We start from the raw sequence: 19,094 nt of genomic DNA, 5'->3' as shown, positions 1-19,094 counted from the left end.
GGCGGGTGGCCGCGCAGACGAGGGGGCCGATGAGATGGCGGGGGACGGCGTGACAACAAGCCGGTCGCGGGCGGCGAAGAACGGCGCGGTGACGGGGCTCAAGGTGCAGCGGGTCTGGACGACCGAGGGCGTGCACCCGTACGACGAGATGACGTGGGAACGCCGCGACATCGTCATGACCAACTGGCGGGACGGCTCGATCAACTTCGAGCAGCGCGGGGTGGAGTTCCCCGAGTCGTGGAGCGTCAACGCGGCCAACATCGTCACCACCAAGTACTTCCGGGGCGCGGTGGGGACCCCGCAGCGCGAGTGGTCGCTCAGGCAGCTCATCGACCGGGTGGTCAGCACCTACCGGGCCGCCGGCGAACAGCACGGCTACTTCGCCACCCCCGGCGACGCCGAGATCTTCGCGCACGAGCTGACCTGGATGCTGCTGCACCAGGTGTTCAGCTTCAACTCGCCGGTCTGGTTCAACGTCGGCACCCCGTCGCCGCAGCAGGTCAGCGCCTGCTTCATCCTTTCGGTCGACGACTCGATGGACTCCATCCTGGACTGGTACAAGGAGGAGGGGCGGATCTTCCAGGGCGGCTCCGGCGCCGGGGTCAACCTCTCCCGCATCCGGTCCTCGAAGGAACTGCTCTCCTCCGGCGGCACCGCCTCCGGCCCGGTCAGCTTCATGCGCGGCGCGGACGCCTCCGCCGGCACCATCAAGTCCGGCGGTGCCACCCGGCGCGCGGCCAAGATGGTCATCCTCGACGTGGACCACCCGGACATCGAGGAGTTCGTGGCGACCAAGGCGCGCGAGGAGGACAAGATCCGCGCGCTGCGGGACGCCGGCTTCGACATGGACCTGGGCGGCGCCGACATCGTCAGCGTCCAGTACCAGAACGCCAACAACTCCGTCCGGGTCTCCGACGAGTTCATGACGGCGGTGGAGAACAACGGCGGCTTCGACCTGCGCGGCCGGCTCGACGGGCAGACCATCGAGACGATCGACGCGCAGAAGCTGTTCCGCACCATCTCCCAGGCCGCCTGGGAATGCGCCGACCCCGGCCTGCAGTACGACGACACCATCAACGACTGGCACACCTGCCCGGAGACCGGCCGGATCACCGCGTCGAACCCGTGCTCGGAGTACCTGCACCTGGACAACTCCTCGTGCAACCTGGCCTCGCTCAACCTGATGAAGTTCCTCAAGGCCGACGGCGGCTTCGAGGTGGAGAAGTTCGTCAGGTCGGTCGAGTTCGTCATCACCGCGATGGACATCTCGATCTGCTTCGCCGACTTCCCGACCGAGAAGATCGGCGAGACCACCCGCGCCTACCGGCAGCTCGGCATCGGCTACGCCAACCTCGGCGCGCTGCTGATGGCCTCCGGCCTGCCGTACGACTCGGAGCAGGGCCGGTCGGTGGCCGCGGCGATCACCTCGCTGATGACCGGCACGGCGTACCGCCGGTCGGCCGAGCTGGCCGGCATCGTCGGCGCGTACGACGGCTACGCCCGTAACGCCGAGCCGCACAAGCGGGTGATGCGCAAGCACGCCGCCGCCAACGACGCCATCAAGCCGGCCGGCACGGTGGCCACCGCGATCCAGCGCGAGGCCACCCGGCAGTGGACCGAGGGCAACAAGGTCGGCGACCGCAACGGCTGGCGCAACTCGCAGGCCAGCGTGCTCGCCCCGACCGGCACCATCGGCCTGATGATGGACTGCGACACCACGGGGGTCGAGCCCGACCTGGCGCTGGTGAAGTTCAAGAAGCTGGTCGGCGGCGGTTCGATGCAGATCGTCAACCAGACCGTGCCGCGTGCCCTGCGTAGCCTCGGGTACCCGGAGGAGCAGGTCGAGGCGATCGTCGAGCACATCGCCGACCACGGGCACGTGGTGGACGCCCCCGGCCTCAAGCCGGAGCACTACCCGGTCTTCGACTGCGCGATGGGTGAGCGGTCGATCGCGCCGATGGGGCACGTGCGGATGATGGCGGCCGTCCAGCCGTTCATCTCCGGGGCCATCTCCAAGACGGTCAACATGCCGGAGCAGGCCACCGTCGCCGATGTCGAGAAGATCTACTTTGAGGGCTGGAAGCTCGGCCTGAAGGCGCTGGCGATCTACCGGGACAACTGCAAGGTCGGCCAGCCGCTGTCGGTGGCCAAGCCCAACAAGGGCGCGGCCGAGACCGTTGCCCCGGCCGCCGAGGTCGAGAAGGCCGTGGAGAAGGTCGTCGAGTACCGCCCGGTGCGCAAGCGGCTGCCGAAGAAGCGCCCCTCGCAGACCGTCTCCTTCTCGGTCGGCGGCGCGGAGGGCTACCTCACCGCCTCGTCCTACCCGGACGACGGCCTCGGCGAGGTCTTCCTCAAGATGTCCAAGCAGGGCTCCACCCTGGCCGGGGTGATGGACGCCTTCTCGGTGGCGATCTCCATCGGCCTGCAGTACGGCGTCCCGCTGGAGACGTACGTCAGCAAGTTCACCAACATGCGCTTCGAGCCGGCCGGCATGACCGACGACCCGGACGTGCGGATGGCCGCCTCGGTGATGGACTACATCTTCCGTCGCCTGGCGCTGGACTTCCTGCCCTACGAGCGCCGTGCCGAGCTGGGCATCTTCACCGCCAAGGAGCGGGCCGCGCAGCTGCGGGCCGAGGCCGACGCGGAGGCCGCCGGCACCGACCTGACGGCGATGGCGTCCTCCGCCCCGGTCGAGGCGGTCGAGCCGAAGACCGGTCCGGTGGCCCAGCCGGCGCAGGAGCTGGCCGGGGCGGCCACCGTCAAGCCGGCGCCCGCCGTGGGTTCCTCCACCGAACTGCTGGAGGCCGTGATCGGCAAGGCCGCCGACGCGCCGCTCTGCTTCACCTGCGGTACGAAGATGCGCCCCGCCGGCAGTTGCTACGTCTGCGAGGGCTGCGGCTCCACCAGCGGTTGCAGCTGACGTACGCGTCGAACGGAGGGTCGGCATCCGACGGGTGCCGGCCCTCCCGCGTTTCGTCCCCATCATCGACCCCGGTGGCCGGGGTAGCGGCAACGGTCCTACCCGAACACCGCCACCTCGCGCCCGTTACGCGGATCACGCCCACGGCGGCGCACCGGGGACCCCGCCGGACGGGCGCGGCGGGAATGATCGGGGCATGACCACCGCCGACCGGTACGTCGAGTTCGCCACCCGGGAGGCGCACGGGGTCTCCCCGGCCTACGAACGGCTGGCCCACGCGGTCGCCCGCGACGACGAACTGCTCGCCCTGCTGGACACCCTGCCCCCGGCCAAACGGCAGCCGCAACTGCTCCTCGGCGTGGTCCGCTGGCTCGGTGGCCCGGTCGACGACCCGGCCGCCTTCCGAGCCCACACCGTGGCGCACTGGCCCGCCGTGCGGGCCGCGATGCTCACCCGGGCGGTGCAGACCAACGAGGCCGGCCGCTGCGCGGCGCTGCTGCCGGTGCTGGCCGCGTTGCCGCAGCCGCTGGCGCTGCTGGAGGTCGGCGCGTCCGCCGGTCTCTGCCTCTTTCCCGACCGGTACGCCTACCGCTACGGCGACCACCTGCTCGGGGCGGGGGAGCCGGTCCTCGACTGCACGCTGACCGGGATCGGGCCGCCGACCACCCGCCCCGAGGTGGTGTGGCGGGCCGGCCTCGACCTGAACCCGCTCGACGTCACCGATCCGGCCGACGTGGCCTGGCTCGACGCGCTGATCTGGCCGGAGCACACCCACCGCCGGGCCCGGTTGCGGGCGGCAGCGGCGGTGGCCGCCGCTGACCCGCCGGAGCTGGTCCGCGGTGACCTGGTGGACGACCTGCCGGCGTTGGCCGCGCGGGCACCGGCCGGCGCGACACTGGTGGTCCTGCACACCTCCGTGCTCTACCAGGTGCCGCCGGCCTCTCGGGCGGCCTTCGTCGCGCTGGTCCGCGCCCTGCCCGGCCACTGGGTGTCCGCCGAGGCGGCCGACGTGCTGGCGCACCCCGCGCTGCCGTCCCCGCCGGACGGGTCGCTACACAACGTGCTCGCCCTCGACGGGACGCCGCTGGCCTGGATGCGCTCGCACGGCCAGTCGGCGCACTGGTTCGGCTGAACCTGGGGTGACCGGGCAGCCGGGCGACCGGCTCGGTCCGGCGGGGACGTGACCCAGGCCATGACGGTCCGTGAGCGTCACGGGACAGCGGATGAGATCGATCCTCACTAGGCTGGGGTGCCGACGACTCCGGTGAGGTCTCATGGCGAAGCCGTCGCCGCCCCGTCCCGCCCTGCTCAGCCGTGCCCGGTCGACCCGGTCGGTCCGGTGGATCGCCGCCGGCGTCGCCCCGCTCGGCTGGGGTCTGCTGGTCGGCTGGTGGACACCGCGTGGTCCCGGCACCAACGCCGAGGCCGTGACGTCGATCCTGGTCAGTCTCGCGGTCGGCGCCTTCGCCGGCTGGGCGGGCCGGTCCCGTGGGGCGATGTTCGCGGCTCCGGTGATCTTCGCGCTCGCCGTCGAGCTGGTCCGCTGGCCGCTGCGGGGGCCTACCGTGGACGCCCCGCACCTGAGCGGTTTCGGTGTCGGCGCGCTGCTGCTGGGGCGGGGCGTACACGGACTGCTGTCCCTGCTGCCGTTGCTGGTCGGCGCGGCGTACGGCGCGGGCCTGGCGCGACGGGCCGCGCCGACGGCGGGCCGCCGCCCGGTGTGGACCTGGCTGGGGCGGGCCGGGGTCGGCCTGCTCACCGCACTGGTCGCCCTGGTGACGGTCGCAGTGGCGCTGCCGGCCGCAACCGCCGCCGTACCGGGCGGGATAGCCGAGCTGACCACGGTGCGCGGTGGCGGCGACCGGGAGCTGGGGGTGCTGCTACGGGGAGCCGACCGGCAGGCCCCGGTGCTGATCTTCCTGCCCGGTGGGCCGGGCAGTTCCGAGGTGGGGGCGGTCCGTCGGCACCTCGCCGGGCTGGAACGGCAGTTCGTGGTGGCGACGGTGGACCGACGCGGTGCGGCCCGGTCCTGGTCGGCCTTCCCGCCCTCGTCGTCACTGACCCTCGACAGCGAGGTCGCCGATCTGCTCGCCGTGGCCGACCGGCTGCGGCAGCGCTTCGGTCGACCGGACGTCTACCTGGTGGCGCACTCCGGGGGGACGCTGGTCGCCGCCGTCGCCGTGCAGCGCCGGCCGGAGCTGTTCCGGGCGTACGTCGGGGTCGGGCAGGTGGTCGACCTGCGGGCCGCCGACCGCAGCCAGTACGCCGACACCCTCGCCTGGGCGCGCCGGACCGGACGGGACGATCTGGTACGGCAGCTGACCGACCTGGGGCCGCCACCCTATCCGGACATGTACCACTACGAGCCGCTGCTGGCCAACGAGGCAGCCGCCTTCGACTTCGACCGCACCGGCAACCACGAGGGCCGGGGCGGGACAGGGGAGAACCTGGACGTCGCCGAGTACACCCTGCTGGAGAAGGCGCACGTGCTCGGCGGCGGTCTGGACGGCTGGGACGTGCTCTACCCGAAGGTCCAGCAGGTCGACCTGCGTACCCGGGTGCGGCAGCTGGCGGTGCCGGTCTACCTGGTCGACGGCGTGCACGAGGTGCCGGGCCGGCTGGCCCTGACCACCCAGTGGTACGCCCAGCTCCAGGCCCCGCACAAGGAGCACGTGGTGCTGGACGCCGCCGGCCACCGCTCGCTCTACCAACGGCCCGGCCCCTTCGTCGACCTGCTGACCCGGGTCCGCGCCGAGACCGCCGACGCGGCGCGCTGAGCCCACCGCTCCGGTCGGGTCGCCCCACCGGCCGGGGTCGGCACTGCCCCCGGGTCAGTAGACTCGCCGCGGTGAGTGGCGAACGACGTCCACTGGCGGGCCGGCCGCTGACCGAACCGCACCCGTCCCGGCTGCCGCCGGAGCACCCCGACCGGGCGCTGATCCTCGCCGCGCACGCCGCCGCGCTCGCCGCCGGGGAGGCCGGCTATCCCGACCCGGCCACCGGGTTGTTCGTCCTCACCGCAGGTTTCCTGGCCCGGCGCGGCACCTGCTGCGGGCGTGGCTGCCGGCACTGCCCGTACGTCGACGCCTAATCCAGGTGCCCCGGCCACCCGGCACACCTAGGTTGGGTGCGGACCGACGGGGGACCGATGACGACGCGGCTGACCGGCGGCCGGGCGGTGCGCCGGCCGCTGTGGCGGGACCGGGACTTCGTCCTGTTCTGGGCCGGCCAGACGGTCGGTGAGCTGGGCACCCGGATGTCCGGGGTGGCGGTGCCGCTGCTGGCCGCCGGCCCTATGCGGGCCAGCGTGTTCCAGGTCTCCCTGCTGACCGTGCTGGCCTGGCTGCCGTACCTGGTCTTCGCGCTGCCGGCGGGGCTGCTGGCCGACCGGGTCGACCTGCGCCGGCTGATGATCGGCTGCGACCTGGGCCGGGCCGCGCTGCTGTCGTCGCTGCCGGTGGTCGCCCTGGTCGGCCGGCTCACCCTGGCCTTCCTGTACGTCGTCGTCGGGCTGTGCGGGGTGCTCACCGTGCTCTTCACCGTGGCCTACAAGAGCATCGTGCCGGCGCTGGCCCCGGCGGACCGGCTGGTCGAGGCGAACGCCCGGCTGACCGTCACCGCCGACACCGCCGCGCTGGTCGGGCCGACCGTCGGCGGGGTGTTGGCCGGGCTGGTCGGTGCCGCCCGGACGTTTCTCGGCACCGCGCTGGCGTTCCTGCTCAGCGCGGCGACGCTGGCGGCGGTCCGCCCGGTGGTCCGGGACCGCGGGCTCACCGACCGGGTGCCGGTGCGGGTCGCCCTCACCGAGGGGCTGCGCTTCGTCGGCCGACGTCCGATCCTGCGTAGCATCCTGGCCTGCACCGCCACCTCGAACTTCTTCGCCATCGGCACCACCGCGCTGGAGGTCAGCTTCCTGGTCCGGGAGCTGCGGGCCGGCCCGGCCACGGTCGGGCTGGTCTTCTCCCTGGGGGCGGTCGGCGGTCTGGTCACCGGCGCGTTCGCCGCCCCGCTGTCCCGCCGGATCGGCACGGCCCGGGTGATCTGGGTGGCGATGGCGGTGCCGGGACCGCTCTACCTGCTGGTGCCGTTGGCCCGACCCGGGTGGGGGCTGGCGCTCTACGTCGTCGGGCTGGCCGCGTTCTCCGCCAACGCGGTGCTGTTCAACGTGTCGATCCTGTCGTACCGGCAGCGGATCACCCCGCCGGAGCTGCTCGGCCGGGTGAACGCCGCGTTCCTGTGGGTCTGCTTCGGGGTGGTTCCGCTGGGGGCGCTGACCGGCGGCCTGCTCGGCAGCCACTGGGGACTGCGGCCGGCGTTGGTGGTCTGCGCGCTCGGCACCTGGAGCGCCGCCCTGTTCGTGGTGCTGTCTCCACTGCGAAGCCTGCGCGACCTGCCGCCGGGCTGACGCCGCAGGGGCGGACCACCCGGGTCTTCCGTCCGGCAACCCCAACCCGTACGGTTTCCGACGGACACCGGCGGGCTTCCCGTCGACGATCACGGAGGTGTGCCCGTGCACGGGCGGATCTGGCTGGCCGGCGTGGGCGTGCTGCTGACCACGGGCTGTGGCGCGTCGGAGGTCGAGCCGGTACGGCTGCCCGCCGGGGAACCGGCCACCGTGGAGGTGGCTGCCGCCTCGTCCGGTGGGGCGTGCCGGCTGCTCGACTTCGCGGTGATCGAGGAACACGCCGGGGTCCGCTTCGACGTGGCCGCCGCCAGCGACCGCGGCGACACCCGCACCTGCGTGGTGCGGGCCACCGACGCCACCTGGCCGGAGCTGACCCTGACGGTCACCGACACCTCGATCGACGTGCCCACCTTCACCGCCGACGTGCTGCCCGCCGGGGCGAAGAAGGTGTCGAAGCTGGGCCAGGCCGCCTACCGCCGGACCGGTGCGAAGACCGCGAAGCGCGGCCCGACGGCCGAGGTGGGCTGGCTCGCCACCGAGGACCGGCTGGCCACGCTCCGCTGGACCTGCCGGCCGGCCGACGACCGGGCGACCGCCGACGAGGTGGCCGACCACCTCGTCGACCTGGCCAGGACCCTCGACACCCGGTCGCTGTGACGGCTGGTCGCTGGGACGCCCGGTCGCTGTGACGGCCGGGCCGCCGCCGGGGTGGTCAGTGGGCGGCGACGAAGACCCGGGAGGCGACCTCGCGGGGCAGCCGGACCCGTTCGCCGGAGCGGTCGATGAACACCCCGTCGCGTTCCTGGGCGACGGTCACCGTGGCGCCCGGGTCCACCCCGGCGGCGTGCAGCTGCCGCAGCACGTCGGCGTCGGTCTGGACGCTCTCGCAGATCCGCCGGACCACCACCTGCCCGGTCAGCCCGGGGAAGGCGAGGTTGCGTTCACCCTCGACCGGATCGCTGGCTCCGGCCTGCGGCGGACCCAGCTCCTCAAGCCCCGGGATCGGGTTGCCGTACGGCGAGCGGGTGGGACGGTTGAGCAGGTCGTACACCCGCTTCTCCACTGCGTCGCTCATCACGTGCTCCCACCGGCAGGCCTCCTCGTGGGCCTCCTCGTAGGGCATCCCGATCACGTTGACCAGCAGCAGCTCGGCCAGCCGGTGCTTGCGCATCACCGACACGGCGCTGCCCCGGCCCAGCTCGGTGAGCGCCAGGTGCCGGTCGCCCTCGACGGTGAGCAGCCCGTCGCGTTCCATCCGGGCCACGGTCTGGCTGACGGTCGGCCCGCTCTGCCGTAACCGCTCGGCGATCCGGGCACGCAGCGGCGGCACCCCCTCCTCTTCGAGTTCGAGGATGGTGCGCAGGTACATCTCGGTCGTGTCGACCAGGTCATGCTTCACGTCAGCGGCCTCCCGGTGGTCGATGCTACCCCGGCGCGCGAAGATCGACCTGCGCCGAAACGCGAGGTCGCTGCCGCGATGGTGTTGACTGGACGTCATGTCCGGTACCGATGACCCCCTGATCGAGCCGGACCGGCTCGCCGCCGAGCTGGCCCGGCCCGACACACCGACCCTGCTGGACGTCCGCTGGCGGCTGGCCGGCCCGCCGGGCCGCGACGACTACGTCGCCGGGCACCTGCCCGGCGCGGTCTTCGTCGACCTGGACACCGACCTGTGCGGTCCGCCCGGCGCGGCGGGCCGGCACCCGCTGCCCGACCCGGCCGCCCTCCAGGCCGCGCTGCGGGCCGCCGGCGTGCGCACCGGCCACCCCGTGGTGGTGTACGACGACGGCGACGGCCTGGCCGCCGCCCGCGCCTGGTGGACGCTGCGCTGGGCCGGGCACCGGCAGGTGCGGGTGCTGGCCGGCGGCTGGGCGGCCTGGTGCGCCGCCGGGCTGCCGTACACCGTCGAGGTGCCCACCGTCACGCCCGGTGACGTGACCGTCCGGCCTGGTGCGCTGCCGGTGCTGGACGCCGACGCGGCGGCGGCCCTCGCGGCGGCCGACGACGGGGTGCTGATCGACGTGCGGGCCGCGCCCCGCTACCGGGGCGAGACCGAGCCGATCGACCCGGTCGCCGGGCACGTGCCGGGCGCGGTGAACCTGCCCGCCCCCGGGTACGTCACCGAGGGCCGTTACCCGGCGGCCGATGTGCTGCGGGACCGGTTCGCCGCGGTCGGGGTGCGGGCCGACGCGCCGGTGGGGGCGTACTGCGGGTCGGGGGTGACCGCCGCGCAGGCGGTGCTGGCCCTGCACCTGGCGGGCCGGCCGGACGCCGCGCTCTACGTCGGATCGTGGAGCGGATGGGTCGCCGACGGGTCCCGGCCGGTGGCGACCGGCCCGACACCCGGCGGCTGACCTGCACGTGTGGTGGGCGGGCGGTGACCGTCGTGCGACGATGACCCCATGTCGGACGACACGCTGGTGGTGTGGGACGAGTCCCTGCTCGACTACGACATGGGGGAGCACCCGCTGGACCCGGTCCGGGTCGAGCTGACCGTGGCGCTGGCCCGGGAGTTGGGCGTCCTGGACCGGCCCGGGGTGCGGCTGGTCGAACCCGAGCCGGCCGACGACGCGACGCTGACCCGGGTGCACCGGCCCGACTACCTGGACGCGGTCCGGGCCGCGCCGCGCGATCCGCTCTTCGCCGGGTACGGACTGGGCACCTCGGACAATCCGGTCTTCGACGGGATGCACGAGTCCAGCGCGCTGATCGCGGGGGCGAGCGTGGCCGCCGCCGAGGCGGTCTGGCGGGGCGAGGCCCGGCGTGCGGTCAACGTGGCAGGTGGCCTGCACCACGCCATGCCCGATCGGGCCGCCGGGTTCTGCGTCTACAACGACCCGGCGGTGGCCATCGCCCGCCTGCTCGACCTCGGTGCCGAGCGGGTCGCCTACGTCGACGTGGACGTGCACCACGGCGACGGCGTGCAGGAGATCTTCTACCACGACCCCCGGGTGCTCACGGTGAGCCTGCACGAGACCCCGCTCGCGCTCTTCCCCGGCACCGGCTTCCCCGACGAGACCGGTGGGCCGGGGGCGCAGGGCAGCGCGGTCAACGTGCCGCTGCCGCCGGGCACCGACGACGCCGGGTGGCAGCGGGCCTTCCACGCGATCGTGCCGTCGGTGCTGCGCGCGTTCCGGCCGCAGATCCTGGTCACCCAGTGCGGTGCCGACGGGCACCGGATGGACCCGCTGGCCGACCTGCACCTGTCGGTGGACGGGCAGCGCGCCACCTACCTGGCGTTGCGGGCGCTCGCCGACGAGTTGTGCGACGGCCGCTGGGTGGCCACCGGCGGCGGCGGGTACGCCCTGGTGGAGGTGGTCCCCCGGGCCTGGACGCACCTGCTGGCGGTGGCCACCGGCGACCCGCTCGACCCGGCCACCCTCACCCCGCCCGGCTGGCGCACCCTGGCCGCCCACCGGCGACCCGGCCACGACGTGCCGCTGCGGATGACCGACGACGTCGACCCGGAACACCGGCCCTGGCAGCCGACCGGGGAACCGAACTCGGTGGACCGGGCCGTGGCGGCCACCCGCAAGGCGGTGTTCCCGCTGCTCGGGCTGGACCCGTACGACCCGCGCGACTGAGCCGGGGACCTGGGGAGGGACCGGTGACCACTGTCGACCAACCGGTGGACGTGCTGCTCAGCGACGGCAGCACCGTCGCACTGCGACCGATCCGGCCGCAGGACGCCCCGGAGATCGTCGCCATGCACGGGCGGTTCTCCGAACGCACCCGCTACCTGCGGTACTTCTCGCCGTACCCGCGCATTCCGGAACGGGACCTGCACCGGTTCGTCACCGTCGACCACCGCGACCGGGAGGCGTTCGTGGTGCTGGCCGGTGACCGGATCGTCGCCGTCGGCCGGTACGAGCGGCTGGGGCCGGCGGCCCCGGAGGCCGAGGTGGCGTTCGTGGTGGAGGACGCCTACCAGGGCCGGGGGATCGGCTCGGTGCTGCTGGAACACCTGGCCGACGCCGCCCGCCGGGCCGGCATCGGGCACTTCGTCGCCGAGGTGCTGCCCACCAACGGGGCGATGCTGCGGGTCTTCGCCGACTTCGGCTACCAGGTGCAACGCCAGTTCGCCGACGGGGTGGTGCACCTGACCTTCCCGATCGCGCCGACCGAGGCGACCCTGGCGGTGCAGCGCGGCCGGGAACACCGCACCGAGGCCCGGTCCATCGCCCGGCTGCTCGCCCCGCGCGGGGTGGCCGTCTACGGGGCCAGCGCCACCGGTCAGGGCGTCGGCGCGGCGCTGCTCGGGCACCTGCGTGACGGCGGTTATCCGGGGACGATCGTGCCGGTGCACCCGGTGGCGCGCACGGTGGCGGGGTTGCCCGCGTACCCGTCGGCGGCCGACGCGGGGGTGGCGGTCGACCTGGCGGTCGTCGCGGTGCCCCCCGACGCGGCGGCCGGGGTGGTGGCCGACGCCGCCGCGGCCGGCGTGCACGGCCTGGTCGTCATCTCCGCCGGCTTCGCCGAGGCCGGCCCGGACGGCGCGGCGGCCCAGCGGTCCCTGGTCCGGGCGGCGCACGCCGCCGGCATGCGGGTCGTCGGCCCGAACTGCCTGGGGGTGGCGAACACCGACGAGCGGGTACGCCTCAACGCCACCCTGGCCCCGGTGCTGCCGGCCCCCGGCCGGGTGGGTTTCTTCAGCCAGTCCGGCGCGTTCGGGGTGGCGCTGCTGGCGCAGGCGCAGCGTCGGGGGCTGGGCCTGTCGAGTTTCGTGTCGGCCGGCAACCGGGCCGACGTGTCCGGCAACGACCTGCTCCAGTACTGGCAGGACGACCCGGGCACCGACGTGATCCTGCTCTATCTGGAGACCTTCGGCAATCCGCGCAAGTTCGCCCGGCTGGCCCGCCGGATCGGCCGGGCCAAGCCGGTGGTGGCGTTGGCGTCGCTGGCCCGCCCGGCCGGCCCGGCGCTGGACGAGGCCGCCGTCAGCGCGCTGTTCGCCCAGTCCGGGGTGATCCGGGTGGACACCGTCGCCGAACTGCTCGACGTCGGGGTGCTGCTGGCCCACCAACCGTTGCCCGCCGGGGACCGGGTCGCGGTGGTGGGCAACTCGTCGGCGCTGACCGGGCTGGCCGCCGCCGCCTGCGTCGGGCAGGGCCTCACCGTCGCCGACGGCTACCCGCTCGACGTCGGCCCGCACGCCGGGGTCGCCGAGTTCACCGCCGCGCTGGCCGGGGCCGCCGCCGACGACCGGGTGGACGCGCTGGTGGCGGTCTTCGCCCCGCCGCTGCCGGGGCAGCTCACCGTCGAGGAGGCGGACGTCACCGCCGCCCTGCCGGCGACCCTGGCCGCCGGCAAGCCGACCGTGGTGACGTTCCTCGCCGGGCGGGTGCCGGCGGGGCTGCCCGCGTACCCGAGCGTGGAGGAGGCGGTGCGGGCGCTGGGCCGGGTCGGCCGGTACGCCGGGTGGCTGCGGCGGGACCCGGGCACGGTGCCGGAGCTGACCGGGGTGGACCGGGAGGCCGGGCGGGCCGCGCTGCGCGGCGACGCCGCCGACGCGGTGGCGCTGCTCGCCGCGTACGGCGTCGAGGTGGTCGGGTCGGTGCCCGCCGGCAGCGTCGACGAGGCGCTCGCCGCCGCCGACCGCTGCGGGTGGCCGGTGGCGTTGAAGGCCGCCGCGCCAGGCCTGCGGCACCGCCTCGACCTGGGCGCCGTCCGCCTCGACCTGGCCGACCCGGTCGCCCTGCGCCGGGCGTACGCGGACCTGGCGGCCGGTTTCGGCGCGCAGGTGCTGGTCCAGCCGATGGTGCCACCCGGGGTGGCCTGTGTGGTGGAGCTGCGGGAGGACCCGGCGTTCGGGCCGGTGGTCGGTTTCGGGCTGGGGGGCGTCGCCACCGAACTGCTCGGCGACCGGGCCTGGCGGGCCGTGCCGTTGACCGACCGGGACGCCGCCGAGCTGGTCGACGAACCCCGGGCGTCGCCGCTGCTGCGCGGGCACCGGGGTGCCGTCCCGGTGGACCGGGCGGCCCTGGCCGACCTGCTGCTGCGGGTGGGACGGCTCGCCGACGAGCAGCCCCGGGTGCGGTCGCTCACCCTCAACCCGGTGCTGGCCCGCCCGGACGGCATCGCGGTGCTGCACGCGGCGGTGGGGGTCGGCACCGCCGGGGCCCGCCCCGACACCGGCCCGCGCCGGCTCTGACCGGGTGCCGCCGCCGGGCACCCGGCGGACGGTCACCGCAGCAGCAGGCAGGCCCCCGGCGAACCGCCGGGGGCCTGACCGCGAACCGTCCCGCTCAGCAGGCGTACGCCTCCAGCCGCTGCGCCCGCTCCGGGTCACGCAGCTTGAGCAGGGTGACCTTCTCGATCTGCCGGATGCGCTCCCGGGACAGGCCGAACTCCTTGCCCACCTCGTCGAGGGTGCGCTGCCGGCCGTCGTCGAGGCCGAACCGGAGCCGGATCACCGCCTGCTCCCGCTGGGAGAGGGTGGCGAGCACGATGCGTACCTCGTTGCGCAGTTCGCCGTTGGCGGCGGCGTCACCCGGTTCGGTGCGCGGGTCCACCGAGGCGACGAAGTCACCGAGGGCGCTCTCGCCGTCCTCGCCGACGGCCTGGTCGAGGCTGACCGGCTCCCGGTCGTACGAGATCAGCTCGATGACCTGGAACTCGGGGATCTCCATCGCCCGCGCCACCTCGGACACGATCGGCTCGCGGCCCAGCGCGACCGACAGCTCCCGGCGCACCCGGACCATCCGGTTGACCTGCTCGACCATGTGCACCGGGATGCGGATGGTGCGGGCCTGGTCGGCCATCGCCCGGGTGATCGCCTGCCGGATCCACCAGGTGGCGTACGTGGAGAACTTGTAACCCTTTGCGTAGTCGAACTTCTCGACCGCGCGGATCAGGCCGAGGTTGCCCTCCTGGATCAGGTCGAGGAAGGCCATCCCCCGCCCGGTGTAGCGCTTAGCGATGCTGACCACCAGCCGCAGGTTCGCCTCCAGCAGGTGGTCCTTGGCGGCGCGACCCTCCCGGGCGATCAGCGCGAGGTCGGCGTGCAGGTCGCCGGAGACGGGGGTGCACGTCGACAGCTTCTCCTCGGCGAACAGCCCGGCCTCGATCCGCTTGGCCAGCTCCACCTCCTGGGCTGCGGTGAGCAGCTTGGTCCGGCCGATACCGTTGAGGTAGGCCCGGACCAGGTCGGTGGAGACCCCGCGCTCGTCGGTGGCGTCGAGGTCGGTGAGGGCTTCGGTGCCGTGCTCGGCGTCGATGGTGGTGGCCGGGCGCGTCTTGTTATCGATCATCTGCAGGGCCATCTCTGTGTCTCCCCGTGTCCGCTTTCGTGTCGCCTACCGGTGCCATCGGCCCCGGTGACGAACAGCTTTCCAACCGGGACGTGAAACGGGGGTGAGGCGATCGGGGAACCGACACCAATCCGGTCGGATGCGGGGTGTGCCGCAGGTGGTCTTGCCGGGTCCGGCTACCGTGCCAGCGGTCGACCATCCGGGTCGGCCCTGAACAGGCAATGGAGGACGTGGTGGTCTTCAAGCGGCTCATGCAGTCGATGGGGGTGGGCGGTCCGTCGGTGGAAACCGTGCTCGCCAATCCGAACTGCCGTCCCGGCGGGGTGCTGGAGGGGCGGGTCCACGTGGCCGGCGGCGACCACGCCACCGACATCGAGTACGTGGCGCTCGGGCTGGTCACCCGGGTCGAGGTGGAGGGCGCCGACTCCGAGTACGAGACCACCCAGGAGTTCGCCAGGCAGCAGGTCACCGGCCCGTTCCGGCTGGAGGCGGGCCAGCGGTACGACATCCCGTTCCGGTTCGCCGTACCGTGGGAGACCCCGCTGACCGACCTGTACGGCCACCGGCTGCACGGGATGACGATGGGGCTGCGTACCGAGCTGGAGGTGGCCCGCGCGGTCGACAAGGGTGACCTGGACGCGGTGTCGGTGCATCCGCTGCCGGCCCAGGAGCGGCTGCTGGAGGCGCTGCTGCGGCTGGGCTTCCGGTTCGCCCGCGCCGACGTCGAGCGCGGTCACATCTACGGCGTACGGCAGAGCCTGCCGTTCTACCAGGAGATCGAGTTCTACCCCGCCCCGCAGTACGCCGGGGCGATCAACCAGCTCGAGGTCACCTTCGTCACCGACCCGCACCAGATGCAGGTGGTGCTGGAGCTGGACAAGCGCGGCGGCCTGTTCACCGAGGGTCGGGACACCTTCGGCCGGTTCACCGTCGACCACGCCAACGCCGACCACACCGACTGGGCCGCCCAGCTCGACGGCTGGCTCCGCCAGTCCCTCCAACGCCGGGGCCTCTTCTCCTGACCCACCCCCGCCCCGCCCCCGCCCCGCCCCGCCCCCGCCCACCCCGCCCCGCCCCGGTGATCAAGAGGTTTGCGTCAACTGATCAAGAGGTTTGCGTCAACTTCGATCTTCAGAATGACGTAAACCTCTTGATCACCGGGGCGGGCGCGGGGGTGGGGGTGGGAGGGCCGGGTCAGAGGTCCAGGAGGAGGGTGCGGGGGCCGGTGTTGATGCTCTCGACGAGCATGTGGGCGCGGAAGCGGCCGGTCTCGACCGTCGTGCCCCGGGCGCGCAGCGCCTCCACCACGGCGGTGACCAGGGGTTCGGCCACCTCGGCGGGGGCGGCGGCGGTCCAGCTCGGCCGGCGGCCCCGGCGGGTGTCGCCGTAGAGGGTGAACTGGCTGACCAGCAGGATCGGGGCGTCGGTGTCGGCGGCGCTGCGCTCGTCGTCGAGGATGCGCAGCTCGTGCACCTTGCGGGCCATCGTCGCGGCCAGCTCGGGGGTGTCGGTGTGGGTGATCCCGAGCAGCACCAGCAGGCCGTCGGTGATCGCGCCGACGACCTCGCCGTCGACGGTGACGCTGGCCCGGCCGACGGTCTGCACCACCGCCCGCATCAGTCGGTCACCGGCTCGACGATGCCGCGCTCGACCAGGTGCGCCACGATCGGTCCGGCCGCCTCGGCCAACTCGTCGGTGGTGACGTCGTGCGCGGCGGCGAGCAGGGCGAGCTGGTCGCGCAGCGGCAGCCGCCCGTCGCAGCCGCCGACCAGGGCCAGCACCAGCGGGTCGATCTCCTCGCTCCAGCGCAGCCCGTGCGGCATCGTCAGGACCTGCCGGTCCACCGCCCAGCCCTCGTCGCCGATGGTCGCCTCCTGCCGCAGTTGCAGCCCCGGGGCGGCCCGGTAGCGGGCGTCGAGCACGCCGTCCCCGCCCCGGGCGCGCAGGAAGTCCTGCCTGTCGAACCAGGCGGCGACCTGGTCGCCCAGGGGTGCCTCGACCCGCTGCCGCAGGTCCTCCACCCGGACGACGGGGTCGGTGTGCCCGCCCCGGCGCAGCGAGACGATGCCGAACCCGACCGCCTCGATCTTGTGCGCGTCGAACCAGTCCAGCCAGGCCGCCGCCCGGTGCGGGTCGGCCGCCTCGCCGACGTCGGCCAGCCACAGGTTGACGTACGCCATCGGGTCGGCGACCTCGCGTTGGATCACCCAGGCGTCCAGGCCGGTGCCGGCGAACCAGCCGGTCACCCGCTCGGCCCAGTCCTCCCCGGCGACGTGCACCCAGTTGGCCAGGTACTGCATGGTGCCGCCCTCGGTGAGCAGGCCCGGGGCGGCGGCGGCCAGTTCCGCGCCGATCGCGTCGCCGACCCGGCCGGAGTCCCGGTAGACGTGGGTGGTGGTGCCCGGCCCGACCACGAACGGCGGGTTGCTGACCACCAGGTCGAACCGGCGTCCGGCGACCGGGGCGACCAGGTCGCCGCGCAGCAGTTCCCAGTCCTGCCCGTTGAGGGCGGCGGTGGTGGCGGCGAAGCGCAGCGCCCGCTCGGACACGTCGGTGGCGGTGACCTGCCGGGCCCGGGTGGCCAGGTGCAGGGCCTGCACACCGGAGCCGGTGCCGAGGTCCAGCGCGGTGTCCACCGGGCGGCGGACGGTCGCCCCGATCAGGGTCTGGGTCGCCCCGCCGATGCCGAGCACGTGTTCGGCGGGCAACGGTCGACCCGGGCGGGCGCTGGCCGGCACGTCGGCGAGCACCCACCAGGCGTCCCCGTACGGCTCCAGGTCGATCCCGGCGCGCAGGCCGTCACCGGAGGGCTCGACGAGGCCGGCGGCGACGGCCTCGGCGAGGTCGAGGGGGGCGAGCGCGGCGGCGACCGCCGATTCGGGCTCGGTCTGGTCGCAGACGAACACCCGGATCAGGGTGGCCAGCGGGTCGCGCTCCTCGGTGGCGCGCAGCGCGGCCCGGAAGTCGTTGCGGGCCACCGCGCCGGTGGCCTGTGGCCCGAGCCGGCCGGCGATGCCGTTGGCGGTGAAGTCGGCGTCGGTGAGCGCGGTGCGCAGCGCGTCGACGCCGGCGGGGGAGAGCAGCATGTCGTAACGGTCCACCTCGTCATCCTGCCTGGCCGAGGGCCGGCGGCGGCGGGCACCCGTTGACTTCCATAACACCAGCTCAATCCCCCAGCCGTTATCTCTGTTACGTACGTCGATGTCTCGTTAACATTCCCTTCAACATCCGTCGATGGGACGTTCGGACGGCCCCCGCCTGTCCGGAGGTACCCGGTAGGGAGTTCAGACGATGTCCGACGTGTCCGTCCCCCGGCGTCGCGCGATCCGCGCGGTCGCCGTCGCGGCCGCCGCCGCCGCGCTCTCCGTCGCCGCGGGCGCCCCCGCCCTCGCCGCCCCCACCGGTCAGATCCGCTACGCCTCCGCCCCGGACGCGATCAGCGGCAGCTACCTGGTCGTGCTGAAGGGCGAAGCCGTCGGCGCCGCCAACAGCCGGGCCGCCCGCACCGCCGTGCCGGACCGGGCCGCCAGCCTCACCAAGCGGTACGGCGGCAACGTCGCCGACGTCTACAGCGCCGCGCTCACCGGGTTCAGCGCGAAGATGAGCGCCGGCCAGGCCCGCCGGCTCGCGGCCGACCCGTCGGTGGCCTACGTCGAGCAGGACCGGGTGATGACCGCCCAGGCGACCCAGGCCAACCCGCCCTCCTGGGGCCTGGACCGCATCGACCAGCGCAACCTGCCGCTGAACTCCAGCTACACCTACCCGAACACGGCCACCAACGTGCGGGCGTACATCATCGACACCGGCATCCGGATCACCCACACCGACTTCGGCGGCCGGGCCACCTGGGGCACCAACACGGTCGACTCCAACAACACCGACTGCAACGGCCACGGCACGCACGTCGCGGGCACCGTCGGCGGCACCAAGTACGGCGTCGCCAAGGGCGTCCGGCTGATCGCGGTGAAGGTGCTCAACTGCCGGGGCAGCGGCAGCACCACCGGCGTGATCAGCGGCGTCAACTGGGTGACCGCCAACGCGGTCAAGCCGGCGGTGGCCAACATGAGCCTCGGCGGCGGGGTCAGCACCACCCTCGACAACGCGGTCGCCAGCTCGATCAGCTCGGGTGTCACGTACGCCCTGGCGGCCGGCAACTCCAGCGCGAACGCCTGCAACTCCTCGCCGGCGCGGGTCGCCTCGGCGATCACCGTCGGCGCCACCACCAACACCGACGCGCGGGCCTCCTACTCCAACTACGGCACCTGCGTCGACCTGTTCGCCCCCGGGTCGAGCATCACCTCGTCCTGGAACACCAACGACAGCGCCACCAACTCGATCAGCGGCACCTCGATGGCGTCCCCGCACGTCGCCGGTGCCGCCGCCCTGGTCCTGTCGGCCAACCCGTCGTACACCCCGGCGCAGGTCGCCAGCTACCTGACCAGCAACGCCACCCCGAACGTGGTGACCAGCCCCGGCTCGGGCTCGCCGAACCGGCTGCTCTACGTCGTGAACTGAC

15 protein-coding genes are annotated in these 19,094 nt (G+C 73.9%); 11 read left to right on the top strand and 4 right to left on the bottom strand.

What is annotated here, in order from left to right; translation table 11 throughout:
• Positions 1-34 precede the first annotated feature (34 nt).
• From ACN267_RS16300 to ACN267_RS16275, 6 genes are all read left to right on the top strand, one after another.
• Positions 35-2,923, top strand: a complete 2,889-nt coding sequence (locus ACN267_RS16300; RefSeq protein ID WP_421489046.1) for a vitamin B12-dependent ribonucleotide reductase — start codon at positions 35-37, stop codon at positions 2,921-2,923.
• Between the two features lie 196 nt (positions 2,924-3,119).
• A complete protein-coding gene (locus tag ACN267_RS16295) occupies positions 3,120-4,055 on the top strand; it encodes a DUF2332 domain-containing protein (RefSeq protein ID WP_421489045.1) in 936 nt (311 codons plus the stop codon).
• 142 nt (positions 4,056-4,197) lie between these two features.
• Entirely contained in the window at positions 4,198-5,700 is a 1,503-nt protein-coding gene (locus tag ACN267_RS16290) for an alpha/beta fold hydrolase (RefSeq protein ID WP_421489044.1), read from the top strand.
• Between the two features lie 71 nt (positions 5,701-5,771).
• Complete coding sequence (locus tag ACN267_RS16285) at positions 5,772-6,014, top strand: DUF5522 domain-containing protein (protein WP_421489043.1); 243 nt, start codon at positions 5,772-5,774, stop codon at positions 6,012-6,014.
• Between the two features lie 57 nt (positions 6,015-6,071).
• Positions 6,072-7,328 (top strand): MFS transporter, encoded by a 1,257-nt coding sequence (locus tag ACN267_RS16280; protein WP_421489042.1) that lies wholly within the window; start codon positions 6,072-6,074, stop codon positions 7,326-7,328.
• 105 nt (positions 7,329-7,433) lie between these two features.
• Entirely contained in the window at positions 7,434-7,985 is a 552-nt protein-coding gene (locus tag ACN267_RS16275; RefSeq protein ID WP_421489041.1) for a hypothetical protein, read from the top strand.
• A 55-nt stretch (positions 7,986-8,040) separates the two neighbouring features.
• On the opposite strand, the gene ACN267_RS16270 is transcribed toward ACN267_RS16275, so the two are convergent.
• Entirely contained in the window at positions 8,041-8,727 is a 687-nt protein-coding gene (locus ACN267_RS16270; protein WP_204957014.1) for a metal-dependent transcriptional regulator, read from the bottom strand.
• Between the two features lie 97 nt (positions 8,728-8,824).
• On the opposite strand from ACN267_RS16270, the gene ACN267_RS16265 reads away from it, so the two are divergent.
• The 3 genes from ACN267_RS16265 to ACN267_RS16255 are packed head-to-tail and all read left to right on the top strand — an operon-like array spanning position 8,825 to position 13,479.
• On the top strand, positions 8,825-9,682 hold the full coding sequence (locus ACN267_RS16265) for a sulfurtransferase (RefSeq protein ID WP_421489040.1): 858 nt from the start codon (positions 8,825-8,827) through the stop codon (positions 9,680-9,682).
• Between the two features lie 48 nt (positions 9,683-9,730).
• Positions 9,731-10,912: an acetoin utilization protein AcuC gene (locus ACN267_RS16260; protein WP_204957016.1), complete on the top strand. Its 1,182-nt coding sequence runs from the start codon at positions 9,731-9,733 to the stop codon at positions 10,910-10,912.
• Positions 10,913-10,935: 23 nt separating this feature from the next.
• A complete protein-coding gene (locus ACN267_RS16255; protein ID WP_421489039.1) occupies positions 10,936-13,479 on the top strand; it encodes a GNAT family N-acetyltransferase in 2,544 nt (847 codons plus the stop codon).
• A gap of 94 nt (positions 13,480-13,573) precedes the next feature.
• Here the strand turns inward: ACN267_RS16255 and sigB are convergent, their stop codons facing one another.
• Positions 13,574-14,590 carry an RNA polymerase sigma factor SigB gene (gene sigB, locus ACN267_RS16250; protein WP_372445892.1) on the bottom strand — a complete coding sequence of 339 codons (1,017 nt, stop codon included), beginning with the start codon at positions 14,588-14,590 and terminating at the stop codon, positions 13,574-13,576.
• Positions 14,591-14,811: 221 nt separating this feature from the next.
• Between sigB and ACN267_RS16245 the strand changes: the two genes are divergently transcribed.
• Positions 14,812-15,600 carry a sporulation protein gene (locus ACN267_RS16245; RefSeq protein ID WP_204957330.1) on the top strand — a complete coding sequence of 263 codons (789 nt, stop codon included), beginning with the start codon at positions 14,812-14,814 and terminating at the stop codon, positions 15,598-15,600.
• A gap of 172 nt (positions 15,601-15,772) precedes the next feature.
• Here the strand turns inward: ACN267_RS16245 and dtd are convergent, their stop codons facing one another.
• Together dtd and ACN267_RS16235 are read right to left on the bottom strand one after the other, a co-directional pair.
• A complete protein-coding gene (gene dtd / locus ACN267_RS16240) occupies positions 15,773-16,195 on the bottom strand; it encodes a D-aminoacyl-tRNA deacylase (RefSeq protein WP_421489038.1) in 423 nt (140 codons plus the stop codon).
• Entirely contained in the window at positions 16,195-17,679 is a 1,485-nt protein-coding gene (locus ACN267_RS16235; RefSeq protein WP_421489037.1) for a DUF7059 domain-containing protein, read from the bottom strand. The genes dtd and ACN267_RS16235 overlap by 1 nt, the downstream gene beginning before the upstream one ends.
• A gap of 190 nt (positions 17,680-17,869) precedes the next feature.
• On the opposite strand from ACN267_RS16235, the gene ACN267_RS16230 reads away from it, so the two are divergent.
• Positions 17,870-19,093, top strand: coding sequence for a S8 family peptidase (locus ACN267_RS16230; RefSeq protein ID WP_421489036.1), 1,224 nt, complete (start codon positions 17,870-17,872; stop codon positions 19,091-19,093).
• Position 19,094: the final 1 nt, after the last annotated feature.

The organism is Micromonospora sp. WMMD734, from assembly GCF_049178975.1.
Lineage (GTDB): Bacteria > Actinomycetota > Actinomycetes > Mycobacteriales > Micromonosporaceae > Micromonospora > Micromonospora wenchangensis.
Note: the sequence above shows the minus strand (reverse complement) of the source record. Positions and strands in the feature narration are given on the sequence as shown.

Excerpts from the sequence above, each read along its gene's own strand:
- ACN267_RS16265 (WP_421489040.1), top strand. The coding sequence starts at position 8,825 with ATGTCCGGTACCGATGACCCCCTGATCGAGCCGGACCGGCTCGCCGCC.
- ACN267_RS16280 (WP_421489042.1), top strand. The coding sequence starts at position 6,072 with ATGACGACGCGGCTGACCGGCGGCCGGGCGGTGCGCCGGCCGCTGTGG.
- ACN267_RS16260 (WP_204957016.1), top strand. The coding sequence starts at position 9,731 with ATGTCGGACGACACGCTGGTGGTGTGGGACGAGTCCCTGCTCGACTAC.
- ACN267_RS16295 (WP_421489045.1), top strand. The coding sequence starts at position 3,120 with ATGACCACCGCCGACCGGTACGTCGAGTTCGCCACCCGGGAGGCGCAC.
- ACN267_RS16300 (WP_421489046.1), top strand. The coding sequence starts at position 35 with ATGGCGGGGGACGGCGTGACAACAAGCCGGTCGCGGGCGGCGAAGAAC.
- dtd (WP_421489038.1), bottom strand. The coding sequence starts at position 16,195 with ATGCGGGCGGTGGTGCAGACCGTCGGCCGGGCCAGCGTCACCGTCGAC.
- ACN267_RS16290 (WP_421489044.1), top strand. The coding sequence starts at position 4,198 with ATGGCGAAGCCGTCGCCGCCCCGTCCCGCCCTGCTCAGCCGTGCCCGG.
- sigB (WP_372445892.1), bottom strand. The coding sequence starts at position 14,590 with ATGGCCCTGCAGATGATCGATAACAAGACGCGCCCGGCCACCACCATC.
- ACN267_RS16230 (WP_421489036.1), top strand. The coding sequence starts at position 17,870 with ATGTCCGACGTGTCCGTCCCCCGGCGTCGCGCGATCCGCGCGGTCGCC.